This window comes from Vulcanisaeta distributa JCM 11217 (assembly GCF_001316005.1).
GTDB lineage: Archaea > Thermoproteota > Thermoprotei > Thermoproteales > Thermocladiaceae > Vulcanisaeta > Vulcanisaeta distributa_B.
In genome coordinates this window covers 23,012-40,388 of the sequence record NZ_BBBJ01000005.1, presented here as the reverse complement: position 1 = coordinate 40,388, position 17,377 = coordinate 23,012, and the positions used below count along the sequence as shown (strand labels likewise).

At 46.1% G+C, this 17,377-nt stretch carries 18 protein-coding genes and 3 pseudogenes; 10 read left to right on the top strand and 11 right to left on the bottom strand.

The features are described from left to right. Positions 1 to 4 precede the first annotated feature (4 nt). The 8 genes and pseudogenes from JCM11217_RS14445 (at position 5) to JCM11217_RS06095 (ending at position 7,492) form a co-directional block, all read left to right on the top strand. Positions 5 to 160, top strand: a complete 156-nt coding sequence (locus JCM11217_RS14445) for a hypothetical protein (protein ID WP_243678540.1) — start codon at positions 5 to 7, stop codon at positions 158 to 160. A gap of 266 nt (positions 161 to 426) precedes the next feature. Next, entirely contained in the window at positions 427 to 1,641 is a 1,215-nt protein-coding gene (locus JCM11217_RS06120) for an MFS transporter (RefSeq protein WP_054842387.1), read from the top strand. Next, positions 1,631 to 2,320, top strand: coding sequence for a hypothetical protein (locus JCM11217_RS06115; protein WP_243678539.1), 690 nt, complete (start codon positions 1,631 to 1,633; stop codon positions 2,318 to 2,320). Before JCM11217_RS06120 ends, JCM11217_RS06115 begins: the two co-directional genes overlap by 11 nt. A gap of 104 nt (positions 2,321 to 2,424) precedes the next feature. Then, complete coding sequence (locus tag JCM11217_RS14440; RefSeq protein ID WP_243678538.1) at positions 2,425 to 2,922, top strand: hypothetical protein; 498 nt, start codon at positions 2,425 to 2,427, stop codon at positions 2,920 to 2,922. A gap of 11 nt (positions 2,923 to 2,933) precedes the next feature. Beyond that, positions 2,934 to 3,338: a hypothetical protein gene (locus JCM11217_RS14435; RefSeq protein ID WP_243678537.1), complete on the top strand. Its 405-nt coding sequence runs from the start codon at positions 2,934 to 2,936 to the stop codon at positions 3,336 to 3,338. A 74-nt stretch (positions 3,339 to 3,412) separates the two neighbouring features. Next, the gene (locus tag JCM11217_RS06105) at positions 3,413 to 5,008 is read left to right on the top strand and encodes a PINc/VapC family ATPase (protein WP_054842385.1); all 1,596 of its coding nucleotides are present in this window, start codon (positions 3,413 to 3,415) and stop codon (positions 5,006 to 5,008) included. Between the two features lie 149 nt (positions 5,009 to 5,157). Further along, entirely contained in the window at positions 5,158 to 6,108 is a 951-nt protein-coding gene (locus JCM11217_RS06100) for an ATPase domain-containing protein (RefSeq protein ID WP_243678536.1), read from the top strand. A 35-nt stretch (positions 6,109 to 6,143) separates the two neighbouring features. Then, a pseudogene (locus JCM11217_RS06095) lies at positions 6,144 to 7,492 on the top strand (signal recognition particle protein Srp54). Here JCM11217_RS06095 and JCM11217_RS06090 read toward each other — a convergent pair. Continuing rightward, positions 7,493 to 8,638, bottom strand: a complete 1,146-nt coding sequence (locus JCM11217_RS06090) for an alkaline phosphatase family protein (RefSeq protein WP_054842383.1) — start codon at positions 8,636 to 8,638, stop codon at positions 7,493 to 7,495. It lies immediately after the preceding pseudogene. Between the two features lie 52 nt (positions 8,639 to 8,690). Beyond that, positions 8,691 to 9,641 carry a trypsin-like peptidase domain-containing protein gene (locus JCM11217_RS06085; protein ID WP_054842382.1) on the bottom strand — a complete coding sequence of 317 codons (951 nt, stop codon included), beginning with the start codon at positions 9,639 to 9,641 and terminating at the stop codon, positions 8,691 to 8,693. Positions 9,642 to 9,723: 82 nt separating this feature from the next. Between JCM11217_RS06085 and JCM11217_RS06080 the strand changes: the two genes are divergently transcribed. Both JCM11217_RS06080 and JCM11217_RS06075 read left to right on the top strand, forming a co-directional pair. Next, positions 9,724 to 10,668 carry a 60S ribosomal export protein NMD3 gene (locus tag JCM11217_RS06080; protein ID WP_054842381.1) on the top strand — a complete coding sequence of 315 codons (945 nt, stop codon included), beginning with the start codon at positions 9,724 to 9,726 and terminating at the stop codon, positions 10,666 to 10,668. A gap of 44 nt (positions 10,669 to 10,712) precedes the next feature. Beyond that, positions 10,713 to 11,030 carry a translation initiation factor aIF-1A gene (locus JCM11217_RS06075; protein ID WP_054842380.1) on the top strand — a complete coding sequence of 106 codons (318 nt, stop codon included), beginning with the start codon at positions 10,713 to 10,715 and terminating at the stop codon, positions 11,028 to 11,030. Here JCM11217_RS06075 and JCM11217_RS06070 read toward each other — a convergent pair. The 9 genes and pseudogenes from JCM11217_RS06070 to JCM11217_RS14405 all read right to left on the bottom strand — a co-directional run bounded on the left by JCM11217_RS06070 (position 11,031) and on the right by JCM11217_RS14405 (position 17,243). Next, a pseudogene (locus tag JCM11217_RS06070) lies at positions 11,031 to 11,803 on the bottom strand (electron transfer flavoprotein subunit beta/FixA family protein). A gap of 29 nt (positions 11,804 to 11,832) precedes the next feature. Next, positions 11,833 to 12,150, bottom strand: coding sequence for an FAD-binding protein (locus JCM11217_RS14430; RefSeq protein ID WP_243678535.1), 318 nt, complete (start codon positions 12,148 to 12,150; stop codon positions 11,833 to 11,835). Continuing rightward, positions 12,141 to 12,824: an electron transfer flavoprotein subunit alpha/FixB family protein gene (locus JCM11217_RS06065; RefSeq protein ID WP_243678534.1), complete on the bottom strand. Its 684-nt coding sequence runs from the start codon at positions 12,822 to 12,824 to the stop codon at positions 12,141 to 12,143. The genes JCM11217_RS14430 and JCM11217_RS06065 overlap by 10 nt, the downstream gene beginning before the upstream one ends. Before the next feature lies 1 nt (position 12,825). Continuing rightward, complete coding sequence (locus JCM11217_RS06060) at positions 12,826 to 13,956, bottom strand: (Fe-S)-binding protein (RefSeq protein ID WP_054842471.1); 1,131 nt, start codon at positions 13,954 to 13,956, stop codon at positions 12,826 to 12,828. 5 nt (positions 13,957 to 13,961) lie between these two features. After that, positions 13,962 to 14,263 (bottom strand): annotated as a pseudogene (locus JCM11217_RS14425) (hydrogenase iron-sulfur subunit). Next, positions 14,206 to 14,535 carry a 4Fe-4S binding protein gene (locus JCM11217_RS14420; protein ID WP_243678533.1) on the bottom strand — a complete coding sequence of 110 codons (330 nt, stop codon included), beginning with the start codon at positions 14,533 to 14,535 and terminating at the stop codon, positions 14,206 to 14,208. Before JCM11217_RS14420 ends, JCM11217_RS14425 begins: the two are co-directional and overlap by 58 nt. Next, a complete protein-coding gene (locus JCM11217_RS14415) occupies positions 14,451 to 14,702 on the bottom strand; it encodes a 4Fe-4S binding protein (RefSeq protein WP_243678532.1) in 252 nt (83 codons plus the stop codon). Before JCM11217_RS14415 ends, JCM11217_RS14420 begins: the two co-directional genes overlap by 85 nt. Before the next feature lie 16 nt (positions 14,703 to 14,718). Then, positions 14,719 to 15,432 (bottom strand): hypothetical protein, encoded by a 714-nt coding sequence (locus JCM11217_RS14410; RefSeq protein WP_243678531.1) that lies wholly within the window; start codon positions 15,430 to 15,432, stop codon positions 14,719 to 14,721. Then, the gene (locus JCM11217_RS14405) at positions 15,342 to 17,243 is read right to left on the bottom strand and encodes an FAD-dependent oxidoreductase (protein ID WP_243678530.1); all 1,902 of its coding nucleotides are present in this window, start codon (positions 17,241 to 17,243) and stop codon (positions 15,342 to 15,344) included. Before JCM11217_RS14405 ends, JCM11217_RS14410 begins: the two co-directional genes overlap by 91 nt. Positions 17,244 to 17,377 lie beyond the last annotated feature (134 nt).

The window sequence follows — 17,377 nt, the reverse complement described above, 5'->3', positions numbered from 1 at the left end:
ATGTATGATGGGAGTGAAATCAATAATTAGGAACATTAGGAACATAAGGATATTACCAATGCAATTAAGGAGAATGACAATAGGTAATAATTACTCAATAGATAATACGGAGATCAACGCAATTTCTAATCAATACGGTGGCAGGAATATGCCCATCTAATGATTGTGCCAACACCATACTCATTACCAATAATAGTACCCATATACGCCAATGAGAGAGTCGTTAGGGAATTAATTAAGGACCATTATTACGTACTACCATAGAAGCCACGGTACCTAAGTCTTTTAAGCCTAGACAACTGTTATTTTCGTGTGATGAAACGACGGTCTCTTGAACAAGTGATGAATGGGTAAAATAACTGAACCTTAACGTTCATAGACATTTTTAAATGCTGCACATACCCTACGGACAAAAGGGTGTTATAATTGCATGACGTAAGAAGGAACATTAAGTATTACGTAACAGGTAACGTGGGAATACTGTTACTTACCTGGTTCCTTTACGCAATCGGTAATGCCATGACGATGCCCTACTTCTCGATTTACCTAAAGATGCTTGGCGCCAACGCCGTAGACATAGGCCTAACTTACTCAATATCAATGATTGTGCAGTTAATTGCGATAATCCCAGGAGGGTACTTAACGGACACCTTAGGTCGCAGGTCATCGATTGTCATAGGGACTTGGTTAATAACGGTAATGTCATTCCTAATGGTCATAGCGCCCAATTGGCAATTACTTGCGATATTCTATGCATTAAACATGGCTGCATCCTTTTACCAACCTGCGCTGCTTGCGATTTTAATGGACTCCTTACCTCAGGAAAGATACGCCAGTGGGATTCTAATCACGTCAATACTACCCCAAATACCCTGGTTAGTTTTACCACCCGTCAGTGGCTTTTTAATTGATAAGTACGGTCTCTTCGGTATTAGACTTGCGTATTTAATCTCCTCGATTATCTCCGTAGTTGTTGCAATAATTAGGCAGTTTACAATTAAGGAGACCCTGGGGAATAGGATTGGCAGAATAACCTTTAGGGAAATCTTACGTTCATATAATCAATTAATTAGCATTGCTAATTTACCTGGTGATTTATTAATGATTTATGTATCGGCATTAATGATATCAATTGCCATAATGCCCATAAACACGTTATTACCAATATACGTAATCTACAAGTTAGGACTCAACACAGTCTATTGGGGTTACTTGGTATCAATTTCATACGCCGTCTACGTCATGATAGGGATATTCCTAACCTTCTACGTTGATAGGTATAGGAGTAAGTTGTTCGCCTTAGGTACGATGATTAGTGCGGTGGGTAGTGCAATGGGATTAATCGAAAACATCTATTCAGTCGTGGGTTACTTACTCATGCTTCAGGTTGGTGTTCAGCTAGTTATTACAGCGATACAGAGTGAATTGGGTGGTAGAATTGGAGTTAATAGAAGGGGGGGCTATGGAATGAGTCTACTAATAGTATTTCAGTTAATTGGACAAACAATTGGAAGCTACCTAACTGGTGAGTTTTACAGAATTAATACGGAGTCTCTATTTCTAATACCATTAATTCTTTCGTTAGGTTTAATGATAATTTATTTAAGTGCGATTCGCCATAATATTAGTAATGAGCGATGACACCGTTGATAGGTTGAGCCTGCTCATTAAGGGTGTTGATGCAATCATGACAGGCTTCATACTATACCTAGTGGTATTCATATTCTATGCGTTCTCCGTAATCGCGCTCATGGGAATACTAATTCATTTACCGCCAATATCCATGGATATGATCAATGCCCTAGTCCCAATTCTACTACTAGTCACATACGCAACCCTAGTGAGGAGGGGTTTCGACCTAATGGTTAAGGCATACCCTAAGGATTACGATGTTGGTAAGGTCGGTGTATTTATCGTCATATTTGCCTCCTTGCTATCCCTGGCTATGGACGTGATGGTCGTGATCAGGGTTAGCCCATTAATCATTAACTTAGTAAGTGTGGTTGTGGCTATTGAGAACTTCATTGGCCAATTCATGATAATGACCGCACTCTACAGGCTTGGTTACTACAGTAATACCCTTAAGTATTCATCAGTAATAATGATGATTAGTTACGTATTGGTATACCTAGGGCTGACCATAGTATTACTTCGCAATTACTTAATTGCTGGTGGATTATTCATTACTGGAGTATTTATACTAGTGCCCAGCTATGGCTCAGTGATTTATGGGCTTAATAATGCACATAGGACTATAACAAATTTAATCATTGAACTTAGTAAGCCAGGTAGTTCAAAGCTATTTAACGGAAGAATTTAATTTTCCCGAATTACCCATAAGTCCGTGGTTACTGTAAGGGCGCCCGGTAAGGTGATACTTTATGGGGGGGAACATGCAGTTGTTTACGGCGAACCAGCCTGGCAATGGCTATTAATAAGTACGTCTATGTCACGGCAAGGGCTAGGAGTGATGGTAAAATCAATATAAATGCGAGGGATTTAAGATTGGCAGGTATCTCTGTAACGATTAATGAGAACGGTGATATAATCGCTAAGACGGATTACGGTGCGGTAATATCTGCATTGAGCTATGTTAAGAGGGCCATTGAGTTAGCCATGGAATACGTCGATAAAAAGGCTGGTATTGACCTGGAGATACGGTCTGAGATGCCGGTTGGTGCTGGGTTGGGTACATCGGCTGCCGTGGCTGTCGCAACGATATACGCATACATAAGGGAGTTGGGCTATGACATTGATAAGCGCGAACTGGCGCGTCTTGCGTGGCAGGTTGAGAAGGACGTTCAGGGTTCCGCAAGTCCCACGGATACCACGATGGCTACGTTCGGCGGTATAATGTATGTAAGGCCTGAGGGCAATAACGCTGTGATGGAACCTGTAAGGCCTGGGTTAGTATTCCGTTAATTATTGGGTATGTGCCCAGGGTGAGTACGACTAAGGACCTAGTGGCTATGGTTAGGAGGAAGTATGAGACCATGAGAGACGTAATAGAGCCAATAATAAGATCGATAGGGCTAATTACTAGGAAGGGTAGGGAGGCCCTGGAGAAGGGTGACCTGGAGCTAATGGGTACTTTAATGAACATTAATCATGGATTGCTTGATGCCCTCGGCGTATCGACTCGGCAGTTGAATGAGATGGTTTACGCGGCTAGGAATGCCGGTGCTCTCGGCTCAAAGCTAACAGGTGCTGGTGGTGGAGGGTGCATGATAGCTTTATCTGATAGGGTCGAGGTTGAGAAGGCTATCGAGCTTACTGGCGGATCGGTGCTAAGGACTGTGCTGGATACTAATGGCGTTGTTGTCGTGAGTAATGACTAATTGGTTTACTATGAGTATATGAATAAAAGTGTTTATTAAGGGTACCTAATATCGATTACTTAGCGATAAGCGAAATGCAAGTAGGCAATATTTATGTACCTGATACGTCAGTGTTCTTGGATGGAAGCCTAAAGGAGGCAATATTGAGGGGGGGCAATATTAAGGGTAGGTTATTAATACATACAGAGATAATTAGGAAATTCGAGAGCGAAGCCAGGGCTGGCGGTGCATTGGGTTGGTTAGGTATTAGGGAGTTGAATTACATCATGGACTCAATAAACAAACTTGGCCTCGAGGATGTAAGGGTTGAGTACGTATCGACGCTCCCAAAGTCAATACCAAGACCTGACCAGCACTCAGTTGATGAGATTGTTAGAGAATTGGCCAGGGAATTAGGCGCAACATTGGTGACCAGTGATGAGATGAATTTTGAGATTTCACGGGCTATGGGTATTGAAACGCTATTCATTGGTCAGCATAAGGATAAGCTAGAGATTGAGAGGTTTTTCGATAACGACACAATGTCCGTCCATCTAAAGGAGGGTTCAATACCCTACGCTAAGAAGGGTAGGCCAGGAAACTGGCAATTGGTGCCTCTCGGTAATGAACCGCTCAGTAGGGAGTACCTGGAGAAGATGGTTAGGGAGTTAATATCTGCATCGTTAATGGCCAATAGTAATACTAGGGTTGAGATTAGGAGGGAGAATTCACTCATTATTCAGCATGGTGAGTATAGGATTGTTGTTGCATTACCTCCCGTGTCCGATGGAATCGAGATAACGGCCGTTAAACCACTAATTAAGAGGAGACTTGAGGAGTATTCACTTCATCCTAAGGTTCTTGATAGATTGAGTAGGCAGGCTGAGGGAATATTGATAGCCGGCCCACCGGGTGCTGGTAAGACGACCTTCGCCCAAGCATTGGCTGAGTACTACATGAGCCTTGGTAAGGTTGTTAAGACAGTGGAGTCTCCTAGGGATATGATACTACCCAATGAGATAACGCAGATATCAAAGACCTACGCATCATCTGAGGAAATACACGACTTATTACTGCTATCTAGGCCCGACTTCACGATATTCGATGAGATGAGGGATACCGCTGACTTTCAATTATACATAGACCTTAGGTTAGCCGGCGTCGGTATGGTCGGTGTTGTGCATGCGACAAGCCCTATAGACGCGATCCAGAGGTTTATAGGTAGGACTGAGCTCGGCATGCTACCATCAATAATAGATACAGTCCTCTTTATGAAGGATGGTGAGGTTCAGAAGGTGTATAGTCTTGAGCTTACCGTTAAGGTTCCCGAGGGTATGAGCGAGGAGGACTTGGCGAGGCCCGTGGTTATCGTTAAGGACTTCATAAACGATACCGTTGAGTATGAGATTTACGTATTTGGTGAGGAGATATTCGTAACGCCAATAGGCAGGTCACGTAAGGTAAGTCAGGCTGTTAGTGATAAGAGGTTGATTAGTAGGATTGTTAGGGTTTTGAGGAAGTACGTACCACCTGAGGAGATATCAATTGTTAGGGGGGGTGAGGATGGGTCGGTGGTGATTCAGGTACCGGATGCGTACATAGGCGCCGTTATTTCTAAGGGTTTACCTAAGCTTGAGAACATTAGAAAGAAGTTTAATGTTCAACTTAAGGTAAGGCCGAAGGAACATTAACGAAACGCAACATATATAAGTACTTCTATAGCTATTGTCAGGATAGTATGAATTCCATGAGGAGGCAAACAATTTCAGATTCGGATGCTTATTCGAATTATAATAATTACTATGGGAATTATCAAACGGGTAATTATTATAATGATACAATGACTTATTATCAATACCCATATAATACGCAGACGATTCAGTATCCGCAGGATCAATACCCATATTACTATTATTACTATGAGGATAAGGCATTAACCGGAATTAATTACCTGGACACGTACATACTCAGTGGCGGATTTAAGAGGGGGGGTGAGGTTTACCTAATAGCTGGTGAGGCTGGTACTGGGAAGACCATATTCAGCCTAACATTCCTTAGGACGGGTGCTGAGCTTGGCGAGGTGGGTATGTACGTGACCGTCGATGAGCCTTCTGAGGACGTTAAGAGGGGTGTTCGCGATGCGCTTGGTTGGGATCTCGATTCATACGAGAGAAGTGGTAAGTTAATAATGGCTGATTTCAGGACTTACTTCAGGATTTATGCGCGTGATGAGAAGATAACCCTTGATCCGAGGGATTTGGCTAAGATGATCATTGAGCAGGTTAAGAAGTACGATGTTAAGAGGCTCGTCATTGACCCAATTGCGCCATTAATAATAATGAGCCATCAAGACGTTATTTGGATTAGGGAGTACCTGAGGGAGTTGGTGTTCCAGCTTAAGAGGCTTAAGGATGTGACTACGATAATGACGTCGGAAATACCCACGGGTGAGGAGAATAAGCTTAGCAGGTTTGGAGTCGAGGAGTACCTCGCAAGTGGCGTGATTATGCTATCCCTCAGGGAAATATCAATGGCAAATAGCGATTTTGGGTGCTTGGCTAGGATAATGTTCATTAGGAAGATGAGGTGGATGCCCATTAGGCCAATAAAGCTCATATACGAGATAGGGCCTGGGGGCATTTACGTGATTGGTCCCCCCCTCAATGATGAGAACACACTTAATTATTATAGGAGTTATTACTGCGGGCAGCAGTATCCGCAGGGTTATTATTACTACCCGCAGCAGTACTACACGTCTCAGTATTACGAAACGCAGCAATTCCCGCAATAAATTATTTAAGGGATCAGGGAACGAATTAAACTGCAGTGGCGCCAAACCCATTAGTTGAGGCCTTCACGAACCTGGTCAATAGAATTAGGGGATTGAATTACATAGACGAGGCAACGCTCAAGGAGGTGCTAAGGGAGATTCAGAGAATATTGTTGAGGGCCGATGTTAGTGCTGATGTTGTCTTATCAATAACGAAGACAATCGAGGAAAGATTTAGGCAGGAGAAGCCTCCACAGGGCATCACAAGTAAGGAATTCTTACTATACCTCCTCTATCAGGAATTGGTTAAGGCACTCGGTGGTGAGGAGGCACCGAATGTAAACATTGGTAAGAGACCGTATAAACTAATGCTGATTGGCGTTGAGGGTAGTGGAAAGACAACATCAGCGGCTAAGTTGGCTAGGTTCTACATTAAGAGAAACCTGAGGGTTGGCCTTATTGAGACTGACACGTATAGGCCCGGTGCTTATCACCAGCTTAAACAATTGGCGGAGAGGGTTAATGCCCTGTTTTACGGTGAGGAGGATTCTAAAGACCCCCCCATAGCCATACTTAGGCACGGCCTCGAGTACATGCAGAGGAATAGGGTTGACTTGGTGATAATTGATACGGCGGGTAGGCATAGGAATGAAGAGGAGTTACTGAAGGAGGCTAAGGCTATTTACGATGAGGCTAAGCCTGATGAGGTCATGTTAGTGATTGATGCCACGGTCGGTAGGCAAGCCGCAGCCCAAACCGAGGCCTTCATGAAGTACGTACCAATAAATAGCGTTTTCCTGACTAAGATGGATAGTACCGCAAAGGCCGGCGGCGCATTAACCTCGGTTATAAAGAGTGGGGGGGCTAGGATTAAGTTTATTGGTGTTGGTGAGGATATTGATGAGATCGAGGTCTTCGATGCTAATAAGTACGTGTCGAGACTACTGGGCATGGGCGATCTTGAGGCGTTAGTCGAGAAGATAAGGGCTATTGAGGAGGAGAGTAAAATCATGGAGGAGATCGAGGAGGGCAAAATAAACCTGCTAACCATTAAGAAGCAGATTGACTCAATAATGAAGCTTGGGCCCCCCTTAGTAAGATCCTGGAGTTATTACCAAGTAGTATGTTGCCAATGCAGTATAGGGCTGTGATGCTTGATGAGGAGAAGGTGAGTAACGCCCAGGAGATGCTCAGGAGGTGGAGGCACATACTCGATTCAATGACCAAGGAAGAGCTGTTAAACCCGGATATTATTAATGCATCTAGAATACGTAGAATAGCCAGGGGCGCTGGGGTAACTCCTAAGGACGTTAAGGAGTTATTGAATTACTATCAATTAATGAAGAGGATGGTTAATCAGTTAAAGAAGTCACGTAGGAGACTGGGCAGGTTGGTTGGTGAGTAATTATAGCTGTATTAATGGTATGTACAATTCCCTCTCGGTTAAGCCTCCATGCTGACCCCTGAGAGTTAGTAATTCCTCATTGTCCGGCTTATACAGGTAGATAAAGGCTGAGCCACTATTGGGTATGAAGATTACATCACCAACCCTATCAATTACATCGCTTGAAACCTCACCAAACAGGCCCATGTTAATCGCCTCATCCCTACTTAGGAAGCGCCCGGCCACGTTATGCTTACTAAGTAATGCCGTTAATTCATCAATACTCGACTTATCACTAAGCTTGAGGTATACGGCCCTGGCATCACCGTAGGGTGGTACATGCAAGTACCTCATTAATCCCTGAACATCATTAGCCTTAACATTACTCTTGACCTCATCATGCCCGTGATCTGCCGTTATCAAGACCGTGGCATCAGCCATGTACTTCTTAGCCATCCTAATCACGGAGTCCACGGTCTCCCTAATCACGGCATTGCATTCCTCGGAGTCCGGCCCATACTTATGCGCTGCGGAGTCCACCGTGGTTATGTATATGTGTACAAAGCTAGTCCTATACTCACTCAAGAACTTTGATGCGTTTATTATTGCGTCATATGGCGTTACGTACTCCACAATCTCAGCGCCTGCGTAGGATATTCTCGATAAGCCTCCGGATAGGCCCTTAGGAACATACACCCTACTCCTTATACCCATGTTGCCCAACTCCTCAAATATTGTAGACTTTATTGGGAAGAGTTTCTTTAGGTCATAACCCATTTTATGTAGTCCATCCCTCTCACCAATTACGGGACCCATGGATAGGGTATTGACTATTGTTCCGATCTCCTTAATGTAGACATTAGGGCCGAAGACACCGTGCTGACCAGGACTTAGGCCTGTGAATAGTGTTGTTAATACCGTGGATGTGGTTGTTGGAAAAACCGAGGTTATTCTATACAGTCTACTTACGGGTAATGAATTGCCCATGGCATTTATTAAATCTAGGTAACTAAGGCCATCAATTAGTATTAGGACTACGCGATCGTTAATGTCAAGGTCAAGCCTTAACTTAGGACCTCTAGGTACTGCGCCGAAATGCGATAGTAATGTATTAGCTAAATTCTGGATGCTCAATCCTGAATAATCAGGTATTGATAGTTCACTCATCGCCCTTATTCATAGCAATTTTAATTTTTAATGATTCCTATGAGGTAATAGCTTAGATGCTGACCTTAATCCTGTACCTAGTCCTGCCCCCCCTAACCACCGTTAAATCAAATACCCTATTACCCTCAATGAATCTCCTGGCCAGGTGCACCTTCAGCTGAACAATGCTTGATAATTCCTCATCATCTATTGCCGTAATTACGTCACCCTGCCTAATACCTGCGTCATCAGCCGGCGAACCAGGCAAGACCCCCCCAACCACCAGCACCCCCCCCTTCTCCACAGGCAATCTGAAGTACTTGGCCATAGGCTTGCTGAGATCAACTCCATATATACCCAACCTAGGCCTAACAACCCTACCAAACTTTAGTATTTCATCTATTGTTAACTTAACCAGGTTTATTGGTACGGCAAACCCAATTCCCTGGGCGCCAGCTATTATTGCCGTATTCATACCAACAACCTCACCATCGAGGTTAAGCAACGGACCGCCTGAATTCCCCCCCGGGTTAATTGCGGCATCAGTCTGTATTAAGCCCTCAAGAACACCCACTGGCGTCCTTATGCTCCTACCAATTGCCGAAACAACCCCCCCTAGGGTGACTGTTGGCTCGCCGAGCAAGCCGAGTGGATAACCAATGGCTATGACCATTTGCCCCCCCACTTTAAGCTTGTCCGAGTCTCCAAGCCTAACAGACTTAACAGAGCGGGCGCCCTCAACCCTAATTAACGCGGCATCGAACTCAGGGTCCCTACCTAATAACTCACCTTCGTACTCATCACCCTCGGGTGTAACCACCACAAGCTCCGTTGCGTCCTGGACCACGTGGTTTGCGGTGACCACGTGCTTATTATCGATGAAGAAGCCCGTGCCAAGTCCCCCCCTAACTGGCGTTGCATTTAGCCACTCATCAACCATTAGTCTCGTCGTTATTATACTAACGACTGAGGACCTCATCTCATTAACTATATCTATAATCCTTGACTCCACGTCCTTACTCACAGGTAATTAATGCAACTAGATGTATTAAGTATTATGGTGATGGAAAGGATTTATTTAACCCGCCTTAATTCGTTAATGAGAAATGCGCAAGGTATGCGCATTATGCGGTAGGGAGACTGATATATTGATTGAAGGATTATGCCCAGACTGCTATAGGAAGACCCACCCACTCGCCAGGGTGAAGAGGGATGTAGTGGGTATTGTTAGGTGTCCAAGTTGCGGCGCAATACTCTACAGGGGGGGTAGGTGGGTGAGGGATCCAAGGGTTATTGAGAAGTTAATACTCGAGTCCATAGAGTACATGGGCAGGGTCACCAATGCATCCATCGAAACCCTGAGCTTAAAGCATGGATTAAATACGGCAGTGGTTAAGGTTAGGGGTTCAGTTCACGAACTCATTAGTGAGTATGAGGAGGAGATCCAAATCAGGGTAAGGTATAGCGAGGAGTTATGCCCTAGGTGTAGGGATATGATTAACGAGAGGGAGAGGGCTGTCGTCCAGGTTAGAAGTGTAATACCAATGAATGGTCAATTAAAGAGGTTAGTGATAGACATCGTTAGAAAGGAAACCATTAAAGATGAGAGGAGTGGTTTCCTAAGGATTGATGATGTTGGGGGGGATGGACTTGATATTAAGTTGTCAGACCAGGGTTTGGCTAGGACCATAGCCTATAAGATACATAAGGCAGTGCCGAGCAAGGTAACTGAGAGCCAAAGCGTGGTTAGGGGGGGACGCGGTGATAAGGTGGTTACTAAATTAAGCATTAGCGTTGTCTTGGTTCCCCTTAGTCGTGGCTCGGTAATAATTTACTCTAACAAGCCCTACTACGTGCTTTCCTACTCACAGGGAACATTCAGACTAATGGAGTTGGGCAGTAAGGAAGTCGTTAATATTAGGCTTGGCGATATCGTTAAGGGTGGCGTGTCTATGCCGAGTTATGAAGCTAGGTGCATTGAGGGTGGGGGTTCGAAGGCTCTTGAGATTGTAATCGGTAGTGATAGGTATGTGCTTAATGATATGTGCTGACAATGAAGGTTGGGTTTATAAAGGTATGAGATTCACTATCGTGGATGCCTAAGGAAAACCAGCAGGGAGGTAAGGTGCGACTACCTGGGGAGGGCGAAATGCTTGCTAAGGTTATTGAGCTCGTCGGCGATGACAGGGCTAAGGCCGTGTGCCAAGATGGCAAGATTAGGCTCGTGAGAATACCAGGTAAGTATAGGAAAAAGATGTGGCTTAGGGTTGGCGACTACATATTAGTTGCGCCCTGGGACTTTGAACCAAACAGGGCAGATTTAATATATAAGTACGAGAAGAACGAGGTCAATGAATTAAGACAAAGCGGTTATGCAGATGTTTTAAATCAATTAGATGAATTGGCAGGATAATCATTTAAGGCCAAGTCTCTTAATGAGTTCCCTAGCTATCTCCTCAGGGCTACCCTCAATGAATTGACGCAAGCGCTCACGAGGCCTTAACTCCTTCAACTCGGTAACTGCCGTCAATGAGCCCTTGAAGCCAACCTCATCCTCAGTAAGCCCAAGGTCCTTAATACCCCCCCATACAGTTGTCTTAAACTGGCTTTGGGCCCACTGCAACCTCTCAAAGTCTGGGAACCTGGGCGTATTCACGCCAAGCTCCACAGATATTACAGCCGGCATCCTAACCTTAACAACCTCATAACCTCCCTTAATGGTCCTCTTAACGATTATTGAATCCTCAGTCACATCAATGACTTGGGAAACATACGTCACCGCGGGAATCCCCCCCAGCCACTCAGCGATGCCAGGTGGTACCTGACCTGTTGAGCCATCCTCGCTCTCCTCGCCAGTAATGATGAGCGAGTAATCGCCAATCTTCTTAATGGCGGCTGCAAGTACCTTTGACGTTACAAAGGCGTCAGAGCCCCCCCCAAGGCTCTGTCGCTTATTAGTACCGCGTCATCGGCACCCATGGCTATGCCCATCTTTATGAATTGGTCCCAGAATGGTGGTCCCATGGACAGTATTATTACCCTACCGCCGTACTTCTCCTTAAGCTGTAATGCGAGTTCGAGGGCGTTCTTATCGGCTGGGTTTATCTCATTCGTAGCTTTCGATCTATCGACAGTCTTTGTGACCGGGTCAAACCTTATCTCCTCGGGCTTTGGCGTTATCTTCATCGTGACTATTATGTTCTTGAGGGAAGCCATCACTTACCACCCCCCCTTAACTCCTTTATCAATGCCTTAAGAATGTCGAATAAATCAGCCACAATGCAGTAATCACAATTCTCAAATATTGGCGCCTCCCTATCCGTATTAACCGCGACTATTGTGCCGCAGTCCCTAATTCCATAGACAAAGTGCGGAGCACCGCTGGCGCCAAACACGAACACTGTTTTAGCCCTCAATGAGACACCCGTGGTACCTATTTGGTAGTCCCTGGGCATTATACCCATGTCTGCGAGCGGTCTTGTAACGCCGACGGCAGCGCCTATTAGGTTTGCGAATTCCTTAATCAATTCCAAATCACCCCCCCAGTCCCAAGCCCCCCCGCCACAACGACCTTCTCAGCCCTTGATAAGTCAGGCATTGGTGAGGTCTTCTTCTCCACGAGTTCGATCCTACGCTTCCTTATTAGGTCCTCAGGTACGGACTCCATGATTATTGAAGCCTCCTTATCACTTGGTCTTGCCTCGTAAGTACCTGGGCTTACGGTAGCCATCTCAGGCTTACCTCCCGTGCAGACCACCGTGGCGACTATATTACCGCCAAAGCCCGGTACTGCTGTGACTAATTTCCTATCCTTCTCGTCAATATCAACCATGATTACATGCGCGCTAAGGCATGTCCTAAATCTCACGGCCAACCTGCCGGCTAAGTCCCTAGAATTCCTGGTGGCTGGTAGTAATAAGTACCTGGGCCTATACTTATTGATTAGGTATGCCATGACCTCAGTGTAGGCATCACTATTGTAGTGCCTCAGGTCTGGGTGATCAACCACTATGAGCTTATCAGCGCCATACCTAGAGGACTCCTTAACCAGGTTACCCACTTCATGACCTAGTAATATGCCGAGAACCTCCTCACCAAACTTCCTACCTAACTCGCCAGCCCTCGTTAAAATCTCAAGCGATGCCCTCTCTAGCTCGCCATTGTCCTGCTCAATAAACACGGATATACCCCCCCTCCACTCACTCATGTCAATCACCCATAACACTATCTAGGAATTCCACTAGATCCATAACCTTTAAGCTTGTTCTCATGACCTTATTCGCATCCTCAAGCATCCTGAAGCAGTACGTACATGCCGTGAGTACTACCGAGGCGCCTGTGTCGACGGCCTCCTTCAACCTGCGTTTCGATAATTCAGTGGATACCCTGGTCTCAAGGGCTATACCCCCCCCACCACCGGCACCGCAACACAGCGACTTCTCCCTTGAGTGAGCCATCTCAACGAGCCTAACACCTGGTATTGACGTGATTACCCTCCTAGGCTCCTCAATGATCCTTTGATGCTTAGATAGGTAACACGGGTCATGATAAGTCACGGTGATATCCACCTTCTTGTCAATCTTCAATTTACCACTGCGTATAAGCTCATCAAGTAACTCAACGTAGTGAACCACCCTAACACCCTTAAGATACTTCTTAAGCGCGTATTCGCAATGCGGCGATAACGTAACTATTATTGGAGCCTTAACACTACTCATTATTGAATCCCTTAGCTTTGCGGTGTATTCCTCATAGAATGCCTTATTGCCCGTGTGAAGTATTATGTCACCGCAGCAGGACAAGCCTGTGTACATACCCACCTTAAGGCCTGCCTTGGTCAATACCCTGATCAAAGCCTTAATATGTCTCTGAAGCCTCGGGTCGCCAACCGATAGGCAGCATGGGTATATTACAACGTCTGGATTCTCATTATTAATCAAACCACTGAATTGGGCTAGGAACCTCCTCTTGTCAGTGACGGTGTAACCCCCCCATGGATTCTGATTCTCGTATATCTTCCAGAGTATTTCGTTAATCTTTGTTGGGAAGACCTTGGACTTCATTGCCATGGTCCTAATGACCTCCACAAGATTAACGATCTCAACATTATTGGGGCACAGGGCTTGGCAGGTGCCGCAGGTTACGCAGTCCCAGATGACCTTAAAGTCCTTTGGATCAACAACACCAAGTTGAGCCTTCTTAACGATGAGCCTTATGTTGTAGGACTCGTCAGTTATTGGACAATAGGTGCTGCAGGTACCACATTGGTAGCAAAGGCTTAGGGTGGGTACTAACTTAAGTAATTCTTCCCTAAGCTCGAAGTTAACCGTTACCGGCATGCCCATCACCTCAACTGCTTGATTCTTTGTTTTGTCATTTCAATCTCCTCCTTGGTCACCGACTTAACGACTCTCTCAGCCTCCTTCATAGCCTCAACAAGGTCAACAACATCGGGCGCACCAAATAACCTCAGCTGGAACCTCTCATCTCTAACGCCTATGTTTTTTAGTCTCTTTTTCCAGTTTTCGAATCTTCTGACGGTGTTGTAATTCGCCGTTATGTAGTGGCAGTCACCAAGCTACAACCAGTCACGAAGACACCAGCAGCACCAAGCTCAAAAGCACGCTTAACGTGCTTCCAAGCCAACCTAGAACTACATTGAAGCCTAATGATCCTCGCGTAGGGCGGTACTGCATCTTAAATATGCCAGCGTTATCGGCAGCCCAATACGAACAATAAGCACACGTGAACATTATCACCTTCTTCTCAGGCTCCTCAGCCAAAGCAGCCTCAATCTGAGCCATAATGGCGTCGTCGCTCATAGCATCAAGTGTTATGGCATCCTGTGGACATTCAGCCACGCACGCACCACAGCCCTGGCAGGCAGCTGGTATGTGCTCAATCCACTTACCTGGCACACCCCCCTAATGGCACCGTATGGACAAGCCTTAATGCAGAGACCGCACTTAGTGCACTTGGACCAATCGAACTTTGGTATAAATGGTTCCTTGGTGACATAGCCCTGGGCAAGCATCATTAACGCCCTTGAGGCAGCCGCATAGCCCTCGGCGATGGCCTCGGCCACATTCTTCGGACCCCCCCTAGCTGCACCGGCTATGAATATTCCTGGGGGTCATCGTGTCCACGGGGCCGAGCTTCGGGTGGGCCTCCATCAGGAAGCCCTCCTGATCCTTAGAAAGTCTCAAAATCTTGGAAACCTCGTCTGTATCCTCACTGGGCATCAGACCTATGTTGAGGATTACGTTGTCAAATGGCACCTCAACATCATCTCCTAACTCGACGTCATGGACTATTAACTTATTGGTGTCCATTCTTATGGCCTCGGTTAACTCAGCCTTCCTGGGAATCCTAATGAAGAGCACGCCAGCATCCCTAGCCTTCTTATATAGGTCCTCGACCTCGGGATCCACGCCCATTATATCCCTGTAGATTAGGACTACGTTCTTACCCTGACTCCTCAACTCAATGGCCTTACTCAAGCCCACGGCACAGCAGTACCTTGAACACCCTCTACCACTGGTTCTAGAACCGACGCAGTTTATTATCGCCACATTCCTGCCATCAACAGTTTTCCCGTTCTCAAGGTCAAGCGTTGTCAATACCCTTGGGTCCTTACCGTAGTTAAACTCCGTCGGTGCGTAGGGCTTGGCCCCCGTGGCGACTATTATTGCGCCAACGTCGAGTTCAACGCCGTTGCTTAGGACTACGTGGAAGTTACCCGTGAAGCCAGACACATCCTTAATAGTTGTTCCAAGCATGAACTTAACACCAACCTCCCTAGCCTCCTCAACCATCCTATCAAGTAGTTTCCTGGCCTCAATACCCTCAGGCTCAAGCTATTTAAGCGCCTAAGCATGCCGCCGCACTCATCAGCCTTCTCAACGAGTATAGTCTCAATGCCGGCGCCGGCTAGCCCCCCCGTGGCTGCCGCGAGCCCTGCTGGTCCGCAGCCAATGACCAGCGCCCTCTTAATTACTGGTAGCTTTATTGTCTGTAGTGGCACCATATGGTGGACCTTCGCCACCGCCATTCTTATCATGTCTTTTGCCTTTTCTGTGGCTACCTTCCTGTCGTTGTGGACCCAGGTGTCCAGGTTCCTAATGTTCGTCATCTCCACGAGGTAGGGATTAAGACCAGCCCTCCTCGCAGCATCCTGGAAAAACCTCAAGTGTGTGACTGGCGAGCACGATGCAACGACAACCCTATTCAATTTCTTCTCCTTAATCACTTGAGTTATCCTATCTAGTGATGATTTCGCGCATGCGAACTGAAGGTCTTCAGCATGAACTACGTCGGGCATTTGCTTAGCAGCCTCCACTAATGCGGGCACGTCGGCGACACCAGCTATGTTAGTGCCGCAGTGGCACACGAAGACCCCCCCAACCCTAATTGGATATGGCTCTATGGTCTCCTCATACTTCTCCTCCTCAATTACTCCAGGGCTTGCATACCTAATTGCCTGTACCGCGGCGGCTAATCCGGTAACAACGGACTCCGAAATATCCTTAGGGCCACTTGCCGAGCCTGCTACGAAAATGCCGGGTCTCGTTGTTAATGTCGGGTTAGCTGGATCTGTCTTTACGAAACCAACCCTATTTAATGAAATATTCAGTATTTTGCTTAACTTATTCATATCGCTCACGGGCTTCACGGAGGGTGCTAAAACAACCATGTCATACTCATTTACAACAACTTTCTTATTCCTCGTGTCCTCGAACTTAACGATGATCTTACCATTTCTCTCACCAAGTATTTCAGGCCTACCCCCCCAGACAATGTTTATACCCTCCTTTAGAGCCCTGTCGAAGAAGCTCTCGAAGCCTTTACCATAGGTCCTAACATCGTTCATGTACATTATGGTTACGTTCTTAATACCGTGAAGCACCTTGGCATATATACCCTGCTTAAGCAAGTATGTGCAGCAGAACCCAGAACAATAATCATTATACTTATTATTTCTTGAACCAACACAGGACACAAGAAGTATATTCTCCGGCTCCTCACCTGTGCTCGGTTTAACGACAACACCACTTGATGGCCCCGATGCGTTAACCAGTCTCTCAAACTCGAGTGATGTAACTACGTCCATGTACTTACCGTAACCATACTCCCCAAGTATATCGCCCTTCTCTAAGTCGAAGCCTGTTGACACTATTACGGCAGCAACATCACGCTCTATGACCTTAGGCATCATCGTATATATTATGGCATTCCTATCGCACGCCTTAGCACACCTATCACATGGGAAGTAATTCGGTGGCTTGTTTAGGCAGTGATCAATATCGAGCATGTATATTCCTGGCTCTGCCTGTGGGAATGGCAGGTATATCGCCTTCCTAGCACCAATACCTGCCTCAAACTCACTGGGAACAATTACAGGGCACACATCCTCGCATTGGCCACACTTGGTGCAGTCCTCAGTTACGTATCTTGGCTTAACGAGTATCCTAGCCTTAAAATCGCCTGGCGAGCCCGTTAAATCAAGCAGTTCAGCAGGGGGGGCAAGCAATTCAATGTATGGGTGTCTCGCAACATCACTTATCAATGGTCCTTCTATGCATATGCTGCAGTCGAGTGTTGGGAATGTCTTGTCGAGTAACGCCATCTTACCGCCAATGGCCGGTGACTTCTCAACAAGTGTAACCCTATAGCCATGTTAGCCAGGGCGAGGGCAGCCTCAATACCAGCAATACCACCACCTAGAATAAGGATTCTATTTGTTGGCATTGAATCACCTCA